We start from the raw sequence: 21,996 nt of genomic DNA, 5'->3' as shown, positions 1-21,996 counted from the left end.
TTAAAATATTATTGATGTTTTTTTTGTTCGAATTCTTCCCAAGCTTTGTTCTCGATAGGTAAGTTACCTTTAAAGTATTTACTTGCTCTATAGCCATAAGATACGTTTAAAATACCAAAGAATAATAATACTAAAACAATAATATAAGTGACTAATGTTGGGAATAACAATACTTGGTCTGCTGCAAATGCGATCATAAATATACCAAAGTAAAATCTTGAACGCGCTTTATGATACGCTTTTCTAACGTCACGTTTCGTTCTAAATGAACGTGCTAAATTTAAAATAGCAAATATTAAAGCAATAATCATAACAGTTACTGCCAAAGCAACAAGTGTAGACATAATTTCAGATGACATGTTTGATTCCTCCTACCAAGTCGAATTATATCAATTAATAAAATATAAGTAAATATAAAGAAAGAAGGATCACAATGGAAGAAATATTAAATAAAATAAAGCAATATGAAACAATTATCATACATAGGCATGTTAGACCAGACCCTGATGCATATGGCTCTCAATTAGGCTTGAAATATATATTACAAGAGGCTTTTCCTGAAAAGCATATATATGCAGTCGGTCAACCTGAACCGACGCTAACATTTATTGGAGATTTGGATGAAATTGCAGATGAAACATATAATGGCGCACTTGTGATTGTTTGTGATACAGCAAACGCACCACGTATTGATGATAGTCGCTATAATACTGGTGACGAATTAATTAAGATTGATCATCATCCACCAGTAGATTCATATGGTGATATTAATTTTGTAAATACAGAAGCATCATCTACAAGTGAAATTATCTTTGATTTAAATAAATCATGGAATTTAAATGGTTCAAATGTAAGTGAGAAAGCAAGTAGAGTATTATATTTAGGAATCGTTGGTGACACAGGTAGATTCTTATTTGATAATACGTCTACACATACAATGGAAGTTGCAGCAGAGTTAATGACGAAAGAATTCGAACGTACTAAATTACTTAACCAATTGAGTGAAAGAGATCCAGCTTTACTTCACTTCCAAGGATATATCCTTCAGAATTTCAAATATGATGGTGAAGGATTCTGTTCAATTAAGATTACGAAAGATATACTTGAACAGTTCAACTTACAGCCTAATGAAGCTTCATTATTCGTGAATACCGTTTCAGATATAAAAGGATTAAAAGCATGGGTATTTGCTGTTGATGAAGGTAAAGAAATAAGATGTAGAATTCGTTCAAAAGGCCTAAAAATTAATCATATCGCAGCTAAATATAACGGTGGAGGACATCCAAATGCTTCAGGTGCATCTGTATATAGTTGGGAAGAGTTTGATGCATTAGCAGCAGATATTAAATCTGAAATATAGGAGGTGAGCGCATGGTAAGTCATTTAAATATTCATTCATCATATGATTTGCTTAATTCAAGTATTAGAATCCCAGATGTTGTTCAAAAAGCTAAAAATGAAAATTATCAAGCGCTTGCTCTTACAGATTTAAATGTTCTGCACGGTGCTTTACAATTTTATGATGCATGTATAAAAGAAAATATAAAACCAATCTTCGGATTAACTATTTATTTAGATGACCAACTCAATCAAGTTGAATGTGTGGTCTTAGCTAAAAATAAAACAGGCTATCATAATTTAATTAAGTTATCATCTGCTATATCTATTAAAGAACGATTTTCAACACCCATTGAATGGGTTAATGCTTATTCAGAAGGACTTATAATTATTGGTAAACAAATCAATGAAGCCAACTATTATTTATTCCAAGCTATAACAATTGGGGATGATGATAAATATATTTCTCATGATTCTACGATACATATGAATCATAAAAAAGTATTTATGAAGTCTGCACTTTATTTGAATGAAGAAGATGGGGATAGTTTAATCGCACTTCACGCAATTAAAAATAATGAAAAATTAACGATGAGTGATTTTCAACAAAATTTAAATCATCATTTTTTAACTAAAGAAGATATATCTCAAATTAATGTAGATGAAGCGTACATACAAAATACAGATGAAATAGCTCAAAAATGTCAGGTTGAAATTGAGTATCATCAAGATTTATTACCAAAATATAAAACGCCTAATAATCAATCAAGTGATGAATATCTTTGGGAATTATTAATGATGAATAAAGCCAAGTATCCACAATTTAATGAAGTATATGAAAAACGACTTAAATACGAATACGATATTATTGTGAAAATGGGATATTCAGATTATTTCTTAATCGTTAGTGACTTAATCAATTATGCGAAAGATCAAAATGTATTAGTTGGTCCTGGACGTGGTTCATCTGGTGGATCTCTAGTTAGTTTTATTTTAAATATTACTACTATTGATCCGATTGAATTTGATTTGTTATTTGAAAGATTTTTAAACCCTGAACGTGTGACGATGCCGGATATTGATATCGACTTTCAAGATACTAAGCGCGATAAAGTGATTCAATATGTTCAAGAAAAATACGGTGATAATCGTGTTGCTGGTATTGTAACTTATGGTCATCTTCAAGCGAGAGCAGTAGCAAGAGATGTAGGTAGAATATTGCAGTTTGATGATGCTACACTCAATTACATTTCAAAATTAATTCCTCATAAATTAGGTATTACATTAGACGAAGCATTTGAAGATGATGCGTTTAAACAATTTGTTAACCAGAATCATTTGCATGAAAAATGGTTTCAACTAAGTAAACAATTAGAAGGTTTACCGAGACATACATCTACACATGCAGCAGGTATCATTATTAATGATCAGTCATTACATCAATTTGTACCTACGATGATGGGTGATACAGGTGTCTTAACGCAATGGACTATGACTGAAACTGAAAAGATCGGGTTATTAAAAATCGACTTTCTTGGTTTAAGAAATTTATCGATTATTCAACAAGTGGTCAATCAAGTTAAATATCAAGAAAATCAAATTGTAGATATTGAAAAAATTCCTTTTGATGATCCTAAAGTCTTTCAACTATTGTCTAAAGGTGAAACAACAGGTATTTTCCAACTTGAATCTCAAGGTGTTAGAAGTGTATTAAAAAGGTTAAAGCCTGACCATTTTCTCGATATTGTAGCAGTTACCTCTTTATATAGACCTGGACCAATGGAAGAAATACCAACATATATTAAAAGACGTAGACAAAATGCAGAGATAGAATATTTACATCCAGATTTAAAAGATATATTGAAATCAACATATGGCGTTATTATATATCAAGAACAGATTATGCAAATCGCAAGTAAGTTCGCAGGATTTTCATATGGTGAAGCGGATATTTTGAGACGTGCGATGAGTAAGAAAAATAGAGCAGTGTTAGAAAATGAAAGAAAACATTTTGTGAATGGTAGCTTAGAAAGAGGTTACGAGGAATCAACAGCTGTAAAAATATTTGATTTAATACTGAAGTTTGCAGACTATGGTTATCCAAAAGCACATGCTGTAGCATATAGTAAAATTGCGTATATCATGACTTATTTGAAAGTACATTATCCGACATACTTTTATGCTGCGATTCTTTCTAATGTTGTTGGTAATGAAGTTAAGACAGAACAAATGGTAACGGAACTTAAAAGAATTGGTGTGAAAATATATCCACCGTCCATTAATCATAGTGAATGGTTTTATAAAGCAACTAAAAAAGGAATATATACGTCACTTGGTGCAATTAAAAGCGTTGGTTATCAAAGTGTAAAAGTGATTGTTGATGAAAGAAAAACAAACGGAACGTATAAAGATATGTTTGATCTTGTACATCGATTACCAAGTAAGGCTAAAAGTAAGAAATTGATACAAGCGCTTATATATGCTGGTGCTTTAGATGATTTTGGTCAGACTAGAGCGACATTGTTACAGTCTATTGACGATGTTTATGAAAGTAGCGAGTCTGTCGGAGATTCTAATAATTTATTGAAAGAATTAGGTTTGAACGTAAAGAAAGAATTTAAAGAAGTTGAAGAAATGCCTAATCTTATGAAAAGTGAATATGAAAAAGAATACTTAGGGTTCTATGCAACTGAGCATCCAATCATTGCGTTATTCAATCAACATCAATATTTATCGATTTATCCATTAAGAATAGACCATAATAAAGTACCGATGCTCGTAATGATTGCGTCACTAAGAAAAATTAGAACTAAAAAAGGTCAAAATATGGCTTTTGTCAATTTAATAGACGGATTAAATGAAGTTGAAGGGGTTATATTCCCTGATGCATATAAACAAATTGAAACAACTAATATCATCAATGTCCCAGTAATTATCAATGGCAAATTCGAAAAAAGAAACGGTAAGACACAAATTATTATTAACAAAATAGATACATTAGATGCATTTAAACAACATAAATTTAATACGACAAAAGAAGTCGTCGTAAGAAATGTAGAAGATTTAGCAGAGTGGATAACAAAAGACCACAATCGACAAATTAAAGTAACGTATTTTAATGATGAAGATTATAGTTCAAAAATGCTTGGCTATTTAAACTTAAATCATGGTAACTTTGAAGAATTTATAAATCAAATAGGTTATGAAAATGTACGTCTTTTATAGGCTTTATTAATTAAATAATTTATGCTATAGTATTCTTCATGGTGGTCTGACCACTATGAAGAATTTTTTAATTTAATTATAGAAATTTAATGTATAATAAAGGGATAGATACATACAATGAAGGGATGATTATTTTGTCATTAAGAGATGATGCTCTATATATGCATAAAGAAAAACAAGGTAAATTAGGCGTTTATGCCAAAGTTAAAGTTACTAATAAAGAGGAATTAAGTCTTGCTTATTCTCCAGGTGTAGCAGAGCCATGTAAAGATATACATGAAGACGTAAGAAAAGTATATGATTATACAATGAAATCTAATGCGGTAGCTGTAATTACAGATGGAACAGCTGTATTAGGCCTAGGTGATATCGGTCCTGAAGCAAGTATTCCTGTAATGGAAGGGAAAGCAGTTTTATTCAAAAGCTTTGCTGGTGTAGATGGTGTGCCAATCGCACTTAATACGACAGACGTTGATGAAATTGTGAATACTGTTAAATTATTAGAACCTAACTACGGTGGCGTTAACTTAGAAGATATTTCAGCACCTCGATGTTTTGAAATTGAAGAACGTCTAAAAAAAGAAACTAAAATACCTGTCTTTCATGATGATCAGCATGGTACGGCTATCGTAACGGTTGCTGGTTTGATTAATGCATTGAAAATTACTGACAGAAAATTATCCGATATAAAAGTTGTTTTAAACGGTGCAGGTGCAGCAGGAATTGCAATTATTAAATTATTATACAGTTATGGTGTAAGAAATATGATTATGTGTGATTCTAGAGGTGCGATTTACGAAGACCGTCCTTATGGTATGAATCCTACTAAAGACTTTGTTGCCAAATGGACAAACAAAGACAAAACAGAAGGTCAATTATCAGATGTTATTAAAGATGCGGATGTATTCGTAGGTGTATCTGTTGAAGGCGCATTAACTAAAGAATTAGTTGAAACTATGGCTGAAGATCCAATTATCTTCGCTATGGCTAACCCAGTTCCTGAAATTATGCCAGATATAGCAAAAGAAGCGGGTGCTAAAGTTATTGGTACAGGTCGTTCTGATTTCCCTAACCAAATTAATAATGTACTAGCATTTCCTGGTATTTTTAGAGGTGCATTAGATATTCGTGCAACTCATATAAATGAAGAAATGAAACAAGCAGCAGTAGAAGCAATTGCTAACCTTGTTTCAGAGGAAGAATTAAACGCGGATTATGTCATTCCTGGACCATTCGATCCAAGAGTTGCACCATACGTTGCGAAAGCAGTAGCAAAAGCTGGTATGGAATCAGGCGTGGCACGTATTGAAGTTGATGTTGATGAAATAGAACGTAGAACATATGAATTAGCAGACTTGTCATAATTTTGGAAGGAGACTCACGTTGGATAAAGAAAAGCAAAAAGGATTAATCAAGATTGTCGAACAAATTCAGTCAATTATTGTTGAAAAAAATATTCAAGTGGGTGAAAAACTGCCTTCCGAAAGATTTTTAAGTGAAACCTTAAATGTTGGACGTTCAAGTATCAGAGAAGCCCTAAGAGCATTAGAACTTTTAGGGGTGATACATACTAGAAGAGGTGAAGGTACATTCTTAAGTGATATGTACCAACACCAACTTTTTGATTTAATCGGAAGGTTCTTAATTCATAATGAATCACAACTAGATGAAATCAATGAATTAAAATGGATGATTGAAAATTTCTGTGAAGAACACAATAACATTGAAACAAATTCAAAAGAAGAACTTGTTTCAAATAATAATAATCAAATTATGTATATGATTTGGAAGCTACTCTCTCAATATAGTGATAGATTTGAAAGAGATAATTGTAAATAAAATCAGGGGGATAGTGACATGTTTAAAGACTTGTTCAATCGAAGCCAGAAAAAGAAGAAATATGTAACTGTTCAAAACAGTAAAGATAATGACGTGCCTGAAGGTATCATGACTAAATGCCCTAAATGTAAAAAAATCATGTATACAAAAGAGCTCGTACAAAACTTAAATGTCTGTTTTAACTGTGATCATCATATTGCATTAACTGCTCACGATAGAATTAGAGCTGTGAGTGATGAAGATGCATTTAAAGAGTTTGATGTTGGTATGACTGCTTCAAACCCATTAGAATTTCCTGGATATGAAGAAAAATTAGAAAAAGATAGAAAAAGTACTGGTTTAAATGATGCAGTTGTTACAGGTGTAACGTCAATTGACGGTATTCCTTATGGTATCTGTGTTATGGATTCTAGATTTAGAATGGGAAGTATGGGTGCAGTAGTAGGAGAGAAAATTTGTAGAATTGTCGATTATTGTGCAGATCACAATTTACCATTTGTATTGTTCACAGCAAGTGGTGGTGCAAGAATGCAAGAAGGCATCATCTCACTTATGCAAATGGCAAAGACAAGTGTATCCATTAAACGTCATAGTGATAAAGGCTTACTATTCATTTCATATATGACACACCCTACAACTGGAGGCGTTTCAGCAAGCTTTGCGTCAGTAGGTGATTTGAACTTTGCAGAACCGAAAGCTTTAATTGGATTTGCTGGTAGAAGAATCATTGAACAAACGATTAGTGAAAAACTACCTGACGATTTCCAAACGGCGGAATTTTTACTAGAACATGGCCAATTAGATAAAGTTGTACATCGAAAAGATATGTATAAAACTTTAAGTACTGTGCTTAAGATGCATCATAACGAGGTGAAAGACAATGCTTGAATTTGAAAAACCTTTAGAAGAAATTAAAGAAAAAATAGCATCTCTACAATCTTATCAAGAAAAACATGGTGTAGACTTAACAGATGAAATAGAAATATTGGAAGCCACTTTAACAAAAGAAACAGAACACATTTATAATAATTTAAAGCCTTGGGATAGAGTACAAGTTGCGAGATTACAAGAAAGACCTACAACTTTAGATTATATCCCTTACATATTTGATGATTTTATCGAACTTCACGGTGATCGTACTTTCCGTGATGATCCAGCATTAATAGGTGGATTGGCTTACTTTAATGGGTTACCAGTAACAGTTATAGGTCATCAAAGAGGTAAAGACACTAAAGATAATATTTTTAGAAACTTTGGTATGGCACATCCAGAAGGATATCGTAAAGCTTTGCGTTTAATGAAGCAGGCTGAGAAGTTTAATAGACCGATCATTACGTTCATTGATACGAAAGGTGCATATCCTGGTAAAGCTGCAGAAGAACGTGGACAAAGTGAATCTATTGCTAAAAACTTAGTCGAAATGGCATCTTTAACAGTACCTGTTATTTCTATTGTTATTGGTGAAGGCGGAAGTGGTGGCGCACTTGGATTAGGCGTAACCAATCGTCTACTCATGTTAGAAAATAGTACTTATTCAGTTATTTCTCCAGAAGGTGCAGCAGCATTGTTATGGAAAGATTCTGGGCTTGCTCAAATGGCAGCTGAAACAATGAAAATTACAGCACCTGACTTATTTGATTTAGATGTTGTAGATGAAGTTGTTAAAGAACCATTTGGTGGTGCTCATAAACATCTAGAATCACAAGCTTCACTTATAAAGACATCAATTGAAAAACATCTTTCAGACTTAAGAACATTAAATGCAGAAAGTTTAGTTGAAGATCGTTTTAATAAGTATCGTAATATAGGAAGTTATATCGATTAGGATATTTAAAATGACAAGTAATCATTTATACTGATATAATTTCTTTTCATAAATTTATGTATATGTGCATAATTGAATTAAAATTAAGCGATTCCAACTTTTGAAAAATTACAAAAGTTGGAATCTTTTTTTAAGAAGACGTTTACATATTTAAATAACAGTAGTTTTAATGGAATCAAGCCAATATTTGTGTTATTTTTAAATTAACAATCATATAACAAGAGAGGTCTGTATATTTATGAAAAAAATTGCGGTTTTAACGAGCGGTGGAGATTCACCAGGGATGAACGCAGCAATTCGTGCAGTTGTTCGTAAAGCTATTTATCATGATATTGAAGTTTATGGTGTATACCAAGGTTACTTAGGCTTAATAAATGATAATATCAAAAAACTTGAATTAGGTTCAGTTGGTGACATGATTCAAAGAGGTGGTACATTCCTTTATTCTGCTAGATGTCCAGAATTTAAAGAAAAAGAAGTGCGTGCGAAAGCAATTGAAAACCTTGAAAAAAGAGGTATAGAAGGATTAGTTGTTATCGGTGGAGATGGAAGTTATAGAGGTGCACAAAGATTAAGCGAAGAAGCTAAAAATCTTAAAACAATCGGTGTACCCGGTACTATCGATAACGATATTAATGGTACAGACTTTACAATTGGTTTTGATACAGCACTTAACACAATCATTGATGCTGTCGATAAAATAAGAGATACAGCATCAAGTCATGAACGTACTTTTATTATTGAAGTAATGGGAAGAGACGCTGGTGATTTAGCGCTATGGTCAGGATTAGCAGCTGGAGCGGAAACAATTTTAATTCCAGAAGTTAAATCAGACATTGAAGAAATCGCTGAAAAAATTCAACATGGTATGGATAGAGGGAAAAAACATTCTATCATTATTTGTGCTGAAGGTGTCATGACTGGTCATCAATGTGGGGAAGAATTGAAGAAATTTATTAACATTGATACACGCGTTTCATGTTTAGGCCACATCCAAAGAGGCGGTACACCTACTGGAATGGATAGAGTACTTGCTTCTCGTTTAGGCGGTTATGCAGTTGAACTACTTATGCAAGGTGATAGTGCTAAAGCAGTTGGAATCCAACAAAATGAATTAACATGTACGCATTTTGATGAAATATTCCAAGCAGAACATAACATCGACAAGAAAATGTATGATTTAGCACATCAATTATCTATATAAAAAAAGAAAAACTACGGAGGTCATTTTAATATGAGAAAGACAAAAATTGTATGTACGATAGGTCCAGCATCAGAATCAGAAGAAATGTTAGAAAAATTAATGCTTGCAGGCATGAACGTTGCTAGATTGAACTTCTCACACGGAAGTCATGAAGAACACAAAGGTCGTATAGATACAATTAGAAAAGTAAGTTCTAAATTAAATAAAAATATTGGTATCTTATTAGATACAAAAGGTCCTGAAATTAGAACTCATAACATGAAAGATGGTTTAATTGAACTTACTAAAGGTAGTGAAGTAACAGTTAAAACAACTGAAGTAGAGGGTACTAAAGAAGCGTTCTCAGTTACTTACGAAAAATTAGCAGAAGATGTAGAAGTTGGATCAACAATTCTACTTGATGATGGTTTAATCGAACTTACAGTTAAATCAATTGATATCGCTAAAGGTGAAGTTCACTGTGCAGTAGAAAATACTGGCGAATTAAAAAATAAAAAAGGTGTTAACTTACCAGGTGTTAAAGTAAACCTTCCTGGTATTACTGATAAAGACGCTAGTGATATCCGCTTCGGTATCGAACAAGGTGTAGACTTTATTGCAGCTAGTTTCGTAAGACGTCCATCAGATGTATTAGATATTCGTGCAATTTTAGAAGAAAAAGAAAATAACGTTATTAAAATTATTCCTAAAATTGAAAATGAAGAAGGAATTGAAAATATCGATGAAATTCTTCAAGTTTCAGATGGTTTAATGGTTGCTCGTGGTGATATGGGTGTTGAAATTTTACCAGAAGCAGTTCCAATGGTACAAAAACAATTAATCCAAAAATGTAATAAATTAGGTAAACCAGTTATTACAGCAACACAAATGTTAGATTCAATGCAAAGAAACCCACGTTGTACAAGAGCAGAAGCAAGTGACGTAGCGAACGCTATTTACGATGGTACAGATGCAGTTATGTTATCTGGTGAAACTGCAGCAGGATTATATCCTGAAGAAGCAGTACGCACAATGCAAAATATCGCAGTAGCTGCTGAAGAAGCTCAAGATTACAAAAAATTATTATCTGATCGTTCAAAAATGATCGATACGAATTTAGTTAATGCAATCGGTGTATCAGTTGCACATACAGCTTTAAACTTAAATGTAGAATCAATCGTTGCAGCAACTGAAAGTGGTGCTACAGCTCAAACAATCTCTAAATATAGACCACATTCACACATTATAGCTGTTACACCTAATGAAACAACTGCTCGTCATATGACATTAGTATGGGGCGTATTACCAGTTGTGAAAAAAGGTAAACAAACAACTGATGAATTATTAAATAATGCTGTATCAACAGCTGTTAACACAGGTTTAGTTGATAATGGTGATTTAATCATTATTACTGCAGGTGTACCAACAGGTGAAACAGGTACAACTAACTTAATGAAGATTCATTTAGTAGGTGATGAATTAGCTAAAGGTCAAGGAATCGGTCATCATTCAACAGTAGGTAAAGCTGTAGTAGCAAATACTGCTGACGATTTAAAAGGTAAAGATTTAAGTGAATCAATCGTTGTGACACAATCAACAGATGCTGATATGGTTCCATATTTAGAAAATGCTAAAGGAATTGTAACAGAAGAAGGCGGATTAACTTCTCACGCTGCAGTTGTTGGCCTTAACTTAGGCGTAGCAACTATCGTTGGTGTTGAAGGCGCTCGCGAAAAAATAGCAGATGGTACATTAATTACATTAGATCCAAAACAACACAAAGTGTTCGAAGGATATGCTAACGTATTATAATATATAAGACAGAGGCTGGGATATGATATCTTAGCCTCTTTTTTTATTTATGAATGCAAATGCCGTTATTAGCAGTTCTAGCTAAAGGTGCAAATACTGGTGCCGTTATAATAAATAAGGCTACAAAAAAACATCTCATTTTCTGATTTGCTCAGGAAAATGAGATGTTTTAATTTACTTTATTTAAATACTTTACGTTTTTGATTAAAGTACATGAATGTCAAAATGATAAACCAAATTGGTGTAATTAATATAGCGATTAATGTCACTTTATTTGTCATCAATAACACGAATACGAAAATAAAGAATATTAATGTAATCCATGCTACTGGAACACCACCAGGTAATTTGAAATCAGATGCTTTGTTTAATTCTGGTGATATTTTACGATATCTAATATAAGCAACAATGATTAATGACCATACTACTAAGAAAAGAACAGTTGAAACTGATGTTACATATTTAAATACTTCACCAGCATCTTTAATCACGTAGTTTAAAAGTACTGAGATCATTAATAAGAAACAACTAAATAGTGTTGCTTTATAAGGGACACCAGTTTTGTTTGTTTGACCAAAGCTCTTATTTGCTTGTCCATTTTGTGATAAACCATAAAGCATTCTACTATTTGAGAAAATACCACTATTACAAGATGAAGCTGCAGCTGTTAAAACAACAAAGTTGATAATTGCTGCTGCGATTGGAATACCAATCAGTCCGAATAATTTTACGAATGGACTTTCGGCAGGGTCGATTTTGTCCCAAGGTGTAATAGACATGATGATAATAAGTGAACCTACATAGAAAAGCATAATTCTAATTGGAACACTGTTAATCGCTCTTGGTATTGTCTTATGTGGATCTTTCGTTTCACCAGCTGTAACACCGATTAATTCAATACCTACAAATGAGAAAGCTGCCATTTGGAATGATAAGAAGAAACCATTCATTCCATTCGGGAATATACCATTATGATCCCAAATATGTGTTAGTGAAGCTGTACCGTATGGTGTTTCATATGCCATTACGATCATGATAATACCGACAACGATTAAAGCTACGATTGTTGTAATTTTAATAATAGAGAACCAGAACTCTAATTCACCAAATAGTTTAGCAGTCATTAAATTCATCGTCATCAATATGAGTATTGTAAATAATGCTGTAATCCATGTTGGTATGTCAGGAAACCAAAAACTTATGTATTTTGCTACTGCAGTTACTTCGGCCATACCAGTTACAATCCAACAGAACCAATAAGTCCATCCTGTTATATATCCTGCGAACGGGCCGATGTATGTATGTGTGACATCTGCAAAAGAATGAAAATCAGTGTTTGAGAGTAATATTTCCCCTAGAGCTCTCATAAACAGAAATAAAATTAAACCTATTATAATATAGGTCAGTAGTATTGAAGGGCCTGCTGAACTGATTGTTTCTCCAGCACCTAAGAATAAGCCTGTACCTATAGCACCACCTATCGCAATAAGTTGTACATGCCTATTGCTTAACTCCCTTTGTAAATTGTTAGCCATATAAACTTTATCCCTCTTTCATATACAAACTTTCATGTTATTATTATGCGCTTGCTGTAAGAAAATAGCAATTAAAAAATGGATGTTTAACAACTGTTTGATACCTGTTAACATGATTTATTATTTTTATCATATATAATAATAAAAATGAATGGATAAACGACGAAATGACCTATTCTGATAAAAATGATAGGGTATTATTCACTCGTAAATCCTTCTGTGTTCACGTTTTCGGGATATATTTAATTTACTATAGCAATATTATAAAAAATATAAAATTACAACTGTTTATTTTTATTCATCTAAAATTACTAAAGAATTTAAAGTTTAAAGGTCCTTCGCATTCACAAATCTCAAGAAATTATATATAATGATAGATGAAAGCCATTACATATATGGGCAATTATTTAGTAAGGGGGATATTATTATGGCACAAGTAGCAAAAGGGTTAGAGGGCATCATTGCTTCTGAAACTCAAATTAGTTCAATCATAGATAATCAATTAACTTATGCAGGTTATGAAATAGATGATCTAACTGAAAATGCTTTATTTGAAGAAGTTATGTTTTTACTATGGAATTTAAGATTACCAAACAAAGAGGAATTAGCAGAACTAAATGAGAAACTACTAGGATATATGACTCTAAACCCTAGAATGTATACACATTTCGAAGATTATGCGACTGATAAAGTTCATCCAATGACTGGATTACGTACTTCATTATCTTATTTAGCGCATTTCGATCCAGACGCTGAAAAATTTGATGAAGAAATGAACTATGAACGTGCAATTAGAATTCAAGCAAAAGTTGCATCATTAGTAGCAGCATTTTCTCGTGTAAGACAAGGTAAAGAAGTTGTGAAACCTAAAAAAGATTTAACATATGCAGCAAACTTCTTATATATGTTAAGAGGTGAAGTTCCAACTGATGTTGAGGTAGAAGGTTTTAACAAAGCGTTAATTTTACACGCTGACCATGAATTCAATGCTTCAACATTTACAGCACGTGTAGCAGTTTCGACTTTATCTGATATGTATTCAGGTGTGACAGCAGCAGCTGGCGCATTGAAAGGCCCATTACATGGTGGTGCTAACGAACAAGTTATGAAAATGTTAACTGAAATTGGCACTGTCGACAAAACTGATGATTACATTAAAGAAAAAATTGCAAACAAAGAAAAAATTATGGGCTTCGGACACAGAGTATATAAAAATGGTGACCCTAGAGCGAAGTACTTAAAAGAAATGAGTCGTCGTATTACAGATGAATCAGGTCAAAAAGAACTGTTTGAAATTTCTTTAAGAATTGCTGAAATTATGAAAGAAGAAAAAGGATTATTACCTAACGTTGACTTCTACAGTGCAACTGTATATCACAGCATGGGTATTGATCACGATTTATTCACACCAATCTTTGCAATTAGCCGTATGTCAGGTTGGACAGCTCATATTCTTGAACAATATAGAACAAATAGAATTATGAGACCAAGAGCTGAATATACTGGTGAACGTGATCGTAAATATGAACCAATTGAAAACCGTTAATTTAATTAATATAATATAACTAACAAATTTAGATGGAGGAATCATATAATGACAGCAGAAAAAATTACAACAAATCAAGGCGTTTTAAATGTTCCAAATAATCCAGTTATCCCATTTATTATTGGGGATGGAATTGGACCAGATATCTGGAATGCAGCAAGTAGAGTATTAGATGCAGCTGTAGAAAAAGCATATAATGGCGAAAAGAAAATCGAATGGAAAGAAGTATTAGCAGGTCAAAAAGCATTCGATGAAACTGGTGAATGGTTACCAAACGAAACTTTAGAAACGATTAAAGAATATTTAATCGCTATTAAAGGTCCATTAACTACACCAATTGGTGGCGGAATTCGTTCATTAAACGTTGCTTTACGTCAAGAGTTAGATTTATTCACTTGTCTACGTCCAGTACGTTGGTTTAAGGGTGTTCCTTCACCTGTTAAACGTCCTGAAGATACAGATATGGTTATCTTCCGTGAAAATACTGAAGATATTTATGCTGGTATTGAATTCCAAGAAGGCTCAGATGAAGCTAAAAAAGTTATAGACTTCTTACAAAATGAAATGGGTGCTAAAAATATCAGATTCCCTGAAACTTCAGGTATCGGTATTAAACCAGTTTCTAAAGAAGGTACTGAAAGATTAGTAAGAGCAGCAATTAACTATGCATTCGATAATAATCGTAGAAATGTTACATTAGTTCATAAAGGTAACATCATGAAATTCACTGAAGGTGCATTCAAAAAATGGGGTTACGATTTAGCTGAACGTGAATTCGGAGATCGCGTATTCACTTGGCAACAATATGATAAAATTGTTGAAGAAGAAGGTAAAGATGCAGCTAATAAAGCACAATCAGATGCAGAGGCTGAAGGTAAATTAATTATCAAAGACTCTATCGCTGATATCTTCTTACAACAAATTTTAACGCGTCCTGCTGAATTTGATGTAGTTGCTACAATGAACTTAAACGGTGACTACATTTCAGATGCATTAGCAGCTCAAGTTGGTGGTATTGGTATTGCACCTGGTGCAAACATTAACTACGAAACAGGACATGCAATTTTCGAAGCGACACACGGTACAGCTCCTAAATATGCTGGTTTAGATAAAGTTAACCCTTCATCAGTATTATTAAGTGGTGTATTAATGTTAGAACACTTAGGTTGGCAAGAAGCTGCTGACAAAGTAACTCAATCTGTTGAAGCTACAATTGCTTCTAAAGTAGTAACATATGACTTTGCTCGTTTAATGGATGGCGCAACTGAAGTTAAATCTTCAGAATTCGCTGATGAATTAATTAAAAATTTACCATAATAGATGTTATTTGAGGAAGGTTATTTAATAACCTTCCTTTTATTATAAGGAGATGAACAACATGGCAATAAAGAAAATTTCAATTATTGGAGCAGGATTTACTGGCGCTACAGCTGCATTTATAGCAGCTCAAAAAGAGTTAGGTGATATTGTACTTGTTGATATGCCTCAATCTGAAAACCCAACAAAAGGTAAAGCGTTAGATATTGCAGAAAGTGCACCGGTATTAGGCTTTGATTCAAAAGTAACGGGTACTGCTAATTATGAAGATACAAAAGATTCAGATGTCGTCATTATTACAGCGGGTATTGCAAGAAAGCCTGGGATGTCACGTGATGATTTAGTACAAACAAATCAAAATGTTATGAAATCCGTTACTAAAGAAATTGTTAAATATTCACCTAATTGCGTTATCTTAGTCTTAACAAACCCAGTTGATGCAATGACTTATACAGTATATAAAGAGTCAGGATTTCCGAAAGAGCGCGTGATTGGTCAATCTGGCGTATTAGATACTGCTAGATTTAGAACATTTGTTGCTGAAGCATTAGATCTTTCAGTTAAAGATGTAACAGGATTTGTATTAGGTGGTCATGGAGATACAATGGTTCCACTTATTAGATACTCAGCAGCTGGTGGTGTACCTTTAGAGAAGTTATTATCTGAAGAAAAAATTGCTGAAATTGTTGATAGAACAAGAAAAGGTGGAGCTGAGATTGTTAACTTACTAGGTAATGGTTCAGCATATTATGCACCTGGAGCAGCTTTAATTGAAATGACAGAAGCAATATTGAAAGATCAAAAGAGAGTATTACCTTCAATTGCTTATTTAGAAGGTGAATATGGTTATCAAGACATCTATTTAGGTGTTCCAACTGTATTAGGTGCTAATGGTATTGAAAAAGTCATTGAGTTAGACTTAACTGATGAAGAAAAGCAATTACTTGATGAATCTGCTCAATCTGTTGAAGCAGTAAAGAATATTTTACAATAAAATAACAGTTAAAAGACGCATTCTGCTTTGAATGCGTCTCTTTTATTTAGCTAGTGTTAACTTTTTGTAAAGTTCTCTAAATAACCATTATTTTTTAAATAATTTAAGTTATAATTATATTAAATCGCTTAAGGAGGACCTTGAATGTCACAAAAAGTATTGGTAGTAGACGATGAGCAATCTATCGTTACATTGCTTAAATATAATATAGAACAAGCTGGTTACCAAGTAATTGTAGCTTATGATGGAGTTCAAGCGTTAGAGAAAGTAAATGAAGAGAAACCAGATTTAGTAGTATTAGATGTAATGTTACCTGAGAAAGATGGAATTGAAGTTTGTAAAACGATTCGATCAGATAAAAACCAAGTTCCGATTCTTATGCTTACAGCTAAAGACGATGAATTTGATAGAGTATTAGGACTAGAATTAGGTGCAGATGATTATATGACTAAACCATTTTCACCTCGTGAAGTTGTAGCACGTGTTAAAGCTATATTAAGACGCGTTGGGCAAGTTGAAAATAAAAACTTAGATGATGATGAAGATATTATTCTAGGTGCAATTAGAATTAGACCTGACTTCTTTGAAGTGTATAGAAATGATGAGTTATTAGAATTAACACCAAAAGAATTCGAACTTTTACTTTACCTTATTGAGAGACAAGGTCGTGTGATAACTAGAGAACATATGTTGAATTCAGTTTGGAATTATGAATTTGCTGGAGACTCTAGAATAGTTGATGTGCACATCAGTCATTTGAGGGATAAACTTGAAGAAAATCCTAAGCAACCTCAATTCATTAAAACGGTGAGAGGTTTAGGCTATAAGTTAGAAAGACCAAAGAATAATGATTAAGTTCTATAATAAATTACTAATTATACTTACAACGGTTACTGTTGTAAGTTTTCTTATATTAGGGTTTTTCCTTCATAATTCTAGTTACGATTTAATTTCTAAACAACAGCAAAAATTATTAAAGACTGAATCCAAAAAAGTTTACGATATTGCAAAAAATAATCCTGAAAATCTTAAAGATATTTTAAGTGTCTTTGATCAAGATATTTTACTGCAAAAAGATGGACGTGTGTTATATCGTTCAAGTGAAAAGGATACAAACATATTTAATCAAAATAAAAAGCAAGCTATATCTGATGCAAATGCATTTGATGAATATTTTGCAGTTGATAAGTCAGAATCTGAAGTCATGTATGCAAGAACGTATGGAAATTATACAGTTGTTATAGCAAAACATACAGATACGATAGCGATTATTCAAAAAGATATTTGGAAATATTTATTGTTAGTCTTATGTTTTACATTACCTTTAATCTATTTTGTCGTTCGATATATTAACACTTCTTATATTCATCCAATTAAAGAAGTGACATATGCTACTAAATTATTGGCTTCTGGTAAATATCGTGTTAGAGTTCCGGAAAGTAATGTGAAAGAAACGAAAGAACTCTTTGTTAATACGAATGAACTTGCTAGAACATTAGATAATTTAAATAATGAACAGAAATTGCAACGTAATCGATTGGAAACGACTTTAGAGAATATTCCAAGTGCAATTTTAATGTTAGATAGAGAAGGTTATATTGTCATTGCAAACAAGACGTATCATGACTTATTTGATAGAAACAGTCATTCTGAAGGACAGTTATTTAAAGAAGCAATGCCTAATGTTGAGATTATACAGATGATGAACGAAGCTTTAAAATTAGAAAAACCTATGTTTGAACAAGTCGAAATGTATATTAATGATGTACATAATAAGTTCTTTGAAGTTTCAGTTATTCCAGTATTATCTCGAAAAAAACGAAATCTATTAGGTTTAGTTGTCGTTATGCATGATATAACGAAGTTGAAGAAATTAGAACATATGCGAAAAGATTTTGTGGCTAATGTATCTCATGAATTAAGAACACCAATTACATCAATAAAAGGATTTGCGGAAACATTATTAGATGGTGCTAAAAATAATCCTGAATCGTTAGATATGTTCTTAAATATCATGTTAGATGAATCTAATCGAATTCAATCACTTGTTCAAGATTTACTCGAGTTATCAAAAATTGAACAAAATAGCGAGATACCGAAAGAACTAATATCATTAACAGAAATTGGCGAACATTCGATTAATACAGTATCAAATGTTGCTTCTAAAAAAGACATTCACATTACAAATCATATCGATAAAGAAGTGTATGGATATGGTGACAAAGATAAATTAACACAGGTGTTGATTAATTTATTAACGAACGCCATAAGTTATTCACCGAAATCTAGTGAAGTTATTATAACGATTAAAGAAGTAGATGATGGTCAAATCATTTCTGTGAAAGATAATGGTATAGGTATATCTAAAGATGAACAAAAACGAATTTTTGAAAGATTTTATCGTGTAGATAAAGCGCGTAGTAGAGATTCAGGAGGAACAGGACTTGGTTTATCCATTACGAAACATATTGTTGAAGCACATAATGGACAAATTAAAGTTGAATCAGAAGTTGGAAAAGGATCTAACTTTATTGTGAAACTCTTTAATAAGTAATCTTCATATAATCTTTACAATTTATTCATATTGAATTAATCATGAACAGATAGAATAAACATAGACCCCTTCATTTTGATGATTATGCGAAATACATTGTGTATTTCGCTTTTTTTATTTATGCGAAACAATCTTATTATATTGTGAGATATGATAAAATATAATCAATATAAAGATGGAGGTATCTTATTGTGGAAAAATTGGTACTGATTGATGGTAATAGTTTATCATTTAGAGCATTTTTTGCTTTGCCTTTATTAACAAATAAAGCTGGCGTTTATACGAATGCTATATATGGTTTTACGATGATTTTAGATAAAATAATTAAAGAAGAAGAGCCAACTCATTTTATGGTTGCTTTTGATGCTGGAAAAACAACTTTCAGAAATAATATGTACAGTGAATATAAAGGTGGTCGTGAGAAGACGCCAGATGAATTAAGAAGCCAATTACCATATATCCGTCAACTTGTGGAAAGTTATCATATTAAACATTATGAATTAGAAAATTATGAAGCGGATGATATTATCGGTACATTATCTCGTGAAGCAGATGAGAAAAATATTAAGACAATCATCATTACGGGTGACCGAGATTTAACTCAGTTAGCAAGTGAAAATGTAACGATTTATTATACTAAAAAAGGTGTAACAGATATTGATCATTATACGCCTGAATTTATCGCTGAAAAATATGATGGTTTAGTACCTAATCAAATTATTGATATGAAAGGGCTTATGGGTGATAAGTCAGATAATATACCAGGTGTGCCTGGAATTGGTGAGAAGACAGCGATTAAATTACTGAAACAGTTTGAGACTGTAGAAGGTGTTTATGAAAATATTGATGAGTTAAAGAAATCAAAAATGAAAGAAAAATTAATAGATAACGAAGATAAAGCTAAGTTAAGTAAAGAACTTGCTACGATTAATCGTAAGTCTCCTATTGAAGTTACAATAGATGACTTGAAGCTTACAGATCAAAGTAATGACGAGAAGATAAAGTTATTTAAGACATTAGAATTCAAACAATTGCTTGATCAAATGGATGCAAGTGCTGAAGCAACAGATGACCGAGAGATTAAATACTCAACTAATATTGATGACTTTGATTTTGATAAGGTAACTGAAGCGGCAATTCATTTTGAAACGAACGAAGCTAATTATTTAAAAGCAGATATACTTGGATTTGCGATTCATGCAAATGGCGAAACATATGTTGTTTCTCCTGATATTTTAAAAGAACATAAAAAATTAAAACAATGGCTTGAAAATGATCAAGTAACATTTGCAACATATGATGCTAAAAAAACGATTATATTATGTAAAAGATTAGGTATTGAAATTAATGGTATTCAGTTCGATACAATGTTAGCGAGTTACATTTTAGATCCTTCTAGAACGATTGATGATGTATACTCAGTCGTATCAGAATTTGGCATTTATTATGTACCGAATGACGAAAGTATATATGGCAAAGGTAAAAAGTTGCACGTCCCAGAACAAGATATGCTTTTTGAAAGTATCGCTAAAAAGGTAACGGCAGTTTATGAAACAAAAGATAAAATGATTCAATTACTAGATGAAAAAGATCAATTGAGTTTACATGATGACTTAGAATTACCGTTAGCACGTGTATTAGCTGAAATGGAATATATCGGCATAACGGTTGATAAAGATACTTTAGTTGAAATGCAAGAAGACTTGAAAGTACGTATCGATAAATTGATTGAACAAATTCATCATCATGCCGGTTCGGAATTCAATATTAATTCACCAAAACAGTTAGGTGTCGTATTATTTGAAGATTTAAAACTACCAATTATTAAAAAGACAAAGACTGGATACTCAACTGCAGTTGATGTATTAGAACAATTACGTAATGAACATCCGATTATTGAAGACATATTAGTCTATAGACAGCTCGCTAAACTTCAATCTACTTATATTGAAGGATTGCAAAAAATGATTACGTCTGAAGGTAAGATTCATACGAGATTTAATCAAACATTAGCTCAAACGGGTCGTTTAAGTTCTGTAGATCCTAATCTACAAAACATACCTATAAGATTAGAAGAAGGTAGAAAAATTAGAAAAGCATTTAGACCAAGTAAAGAGAATCACGTTATATTTGCTGCTGACTATTCTCAAATTGAATTACGTGTATTAGCAGATATTACTGGTGACGAGCATATGAAAGAAGCCTTTACTGCTAATGAAGATATTCATACGACAACTGCAATGCGTGTGTTCAATGTCAGTAAAGACGAAGTAACTTCAAATATGAGAAGACAAGCAAAAGCAGTTAACTTTGGTATTGTGTATGGTATTAGTGACTATGGTTTAAGTCAAAGTTTAGGCATTACAAGAAAAGCTGCTAAGCAATTTATTGATGATTACTTAGATAGTTTCCCTAAAGTAAAAGAATACATGGATACAATCGTACAAGATGCTAAACAAAAAGGTTATGTAGAAACGCTACTTCACAGAAGAAGATATACACCAGACATCACAAATCGTAACTTTAATTTAAGAAGTTTTGCTGAGAGAACAGCTATGAATACACCAATTCAAGGTAGTGCGGCGGATATTATTAAATTAGCAATGGTACAATTTGCGAACAAAATGAAAGATAAAGATTTTAAAGCTAAATTATTATTACAAGTACACGATGAATTAATATTTGAAGTTCCAGAAGATGAATTAGAAGCATTCCAACCGTTTGTAGAAGACATCATGGATAATGCACTCGAGTTATCTGTACCATTAAGTGTAGAATCTAGTTCAGGACAAACATGGTATGATGCTAAATAATAAAAGGAAAGAAGA

16 protein-coding genes are annotated in these 21,996 nt (G+C 32.3%); 14 read left to right on the top strand and 2 right to left on the bottom strand.

Annotated elements, in window-relative coordinates:
* Nucleotides 1-8: 8 nt before the first annotated feature.
* Entirely contained in the window at nt 9-359 is a 351-nt protein-coding gene (locus tag LQ693_RS00835; RefSeq protein ID WP_025904319.1) for a YtpI family protein, read from the bottom strand.
* Between the two features lie 74 nt (nt 360-433).
* Here LQ693_RS00835 and LQ693_RS00830 point away from each other — a divergent pair, with 74 nt between their 5' ends.
* The 8 genes from LQ693_RS00830 (at nt 434) to pyk (ending at nt 11,222) form a co-directional block, all read left to right on the top strand.
* Entirely contained in the window at nt 434-1,360 is a 927-nt protein-coding gene (locus tag LQ693_RS00830) for a DHH family phosphoesterase (protein WP_107565387.1), read from the top strand.
* A gap of 11 nt (nt 1,361-1,371) precedes the next feature.
* A complete protein-coding gene (locus LQ693_RS00825) occupies nt 1,372-4,563 on the top strand; it encodes a DNA polymerase III subunit alpha (protein ID WP_107573109.1) in 3,192 nt (1,063 codons plus the stop codon).
* A 134-nt stretch (nt 4,564-4,697) separates the two neighbouring features.
* Nucleotides 4,698-5,927, top strand: a complete 1,230-nt coding sequence (gene ystJ, locus LQ693_RS00820) for an NADP-dependent malic enzyme (RefSeq protein WP_025904316.1) — start codon at nt 4,698-4,700, stop codon at nt 5,925-5,927.
* A 19-nt stretch (nt 5,928-5,946) separates the two neighbouring features.
* The gene (locus tag LQ693_RS00815; protein WP_025904315.1) at nt 5,947-6,402 is read left to right on the top strand and encodes a FadR/GntR family transcriptional regulator; all 456 of its coding nucleotides are present in this window, start codon (nt 5,947-5,949) and stop codon (nt 6,400-6,402) included.
* Nucleotides 6,403-6,420: 18 nt separating this feature from the next.
* Nucleotides 6,421-7,290: an acetyl-CoA carboxylase, carboxyltransferase subunit beta gene (accD, locus tag LQ693_RS00810; protein ID WP_025904314.1), complete on the top strand. Its 870-nt coding sequence runs from the start codon at nt 6,421-6,423 to the stop codon at nt 7,288-7,290.
* Nucleotides 7,283-8,227, top strand: coding sequence for an acetyl-CoA carboxylase carboxyltransferase subunit alpha (locus LQ693_RS00805; protein WP_025904313.1), 945 nt, complete (start codon nt 7,283-7,285; stop codon nt 8,225-8,227). Before accD ends, LQ693_RS00805 begins: the two co-directional genes overlap by 8 nt.
* A gap of 238 nt (nt 8,228-8,465) precedes the next feature.
* Nucleotides 8,466-9,431: a 6-phosphofructokinase gene (gene pfkA, locus LQ693_RS00800; protein ID WP_025904312.1), complete on the top strand. Its 966-nt coding sequence runs from the start codon at nt 8,466-8,468 to the stop codon at nt 9,429-9,431.
* A gap of 30 nt (nt 9,432-9,461) precedes the next feature.
* Nucleotides 9,462-11,222 (top strand): pyruvate kinase, encoded by a 1,761-nt coding sequence (pyk, locus tag LQ693_RS00795; protein WP_025904311.1) that lies wholly within the window; start codon nt 9,462-9,464, stop codon nt 11,220-11,222.
* 179 nt (nt 11,223-11,401) lie between these two features.
* On the opposite strand, the gene LQ693_RS00790 is transcribed toward pyk, so the two are convergent.
* Nucleotides 11,402-12,757 (bottom strand): amino acid permease, encoded by a 1,356-nt coding sequence (locus LQ693_RS00790; protein WP_025904310.1) that lies wholly within the window; start codon nt 12,755-12,757, stop codon nt 11,402-11,404.
* 427 nt (nt 12,758-13,184) lie between these two features.
* On the opposite strand from LQ693_RS00790, the gene LQ693_RS00785 reads away from it, so the two are divergent.
* The 6 genes from LQ693_RS00785 to polA all read left to right on the top strand — a co-directional run bounded on the left by LQ693_RS00785 (nt 13,185) and on the right by polA (nt 21,981).
* Nucleotides 13,185-14,303, top strand: a complete 1,119-nt coding sequence (locus tag LQ693_RS00785) for a citrate synthase (RefSeq protein ID WP_025904309.1) — start codon at nt 13,185-13,187, stop codon at nt 14,301-14,303.
* Nucleotides 14,304-14,351: 48 nt separating this feature from the next.
* Nucleotides 14,352-15,620: an NADP-dependent isocitrate dehydrogenase gene (icd, locus tag LQ693_RS00780; protein ID WP_025904308.1), complete on the top strand. Its 1,269-nt coding sequence runs from the start codon at nt 14,352-14,354 to the stop codon at nt 15,618-15,620.
* Between the two features lie 61 nt (nt 15,621-15,681).
* The gene (gene mdh, locus LQ693_RS00775; protein WP_239702937.1) at nt 15,682-16,614 is read left to right on the top strand and encodes a malate dehydrogenase; all 933 of its coding nucleotides are present in this window, start codon (nt 15,682-15,684) and stop codon (nt 16,612-16,614) included.
* 144 nt (nt 16,615-16,758) lie between these two features.
* Nucleotides 16,759-17,469, top strand: coding sequence for a response regulator transcription factor (locus LQ693_RS00770; RefSeq protein WP_103360783.1), 711 nt, complete (start codon nt 16,759-16,761; stop codon nt 17,467-17,469).
* Nucleotides 17,462-19,168, top strand: a complete 1,707-nt coding sequence (pnpS, locus tag LQ693_RS00765; protein ID WP_025904305.1) for a two-component system histidine kinase PnpS — start codon at nt 17,462-17,464, stop codon at nt 19,166-19,168. Before LQ693_RS00770 ends, pnpS begins: the two co-directional genes overlap by 8 nt.
* 191 nt (nt 19,169-19,359) lie before the next feature.
* The gene (gene polA, locus LQ693_RS00760; protein ID WP_025904304.1) at nt 19,360-21,981 is read left to right on the top strand and encodes a DNA polymerase I; all 2,622 of its coding nucleotides are present in this window, start codon (nt 19,360-19,362) and stop codon (nt 21,979-21,981) included.
* Nucleotides 21,982-21,996 lie beyond the last annotated feature (15 nt).

The sequence above is a fragment of the Mammaliicoccus sp. B-M6 genome (assembly GCF_022386965.1).
GTDB classification, from domain to species: Bacteria; Bacillota; Bacilli; order Staphylococcales; family Staphylococcaceae; genus Mammaliicoccus; species Mammaliicoccus sciuri_A.
The sequence above is the reverse complement of the archived record's forward strand: the minus strand, read 5'-3'. Positions and strand labels throughout refer to the sequence as shown.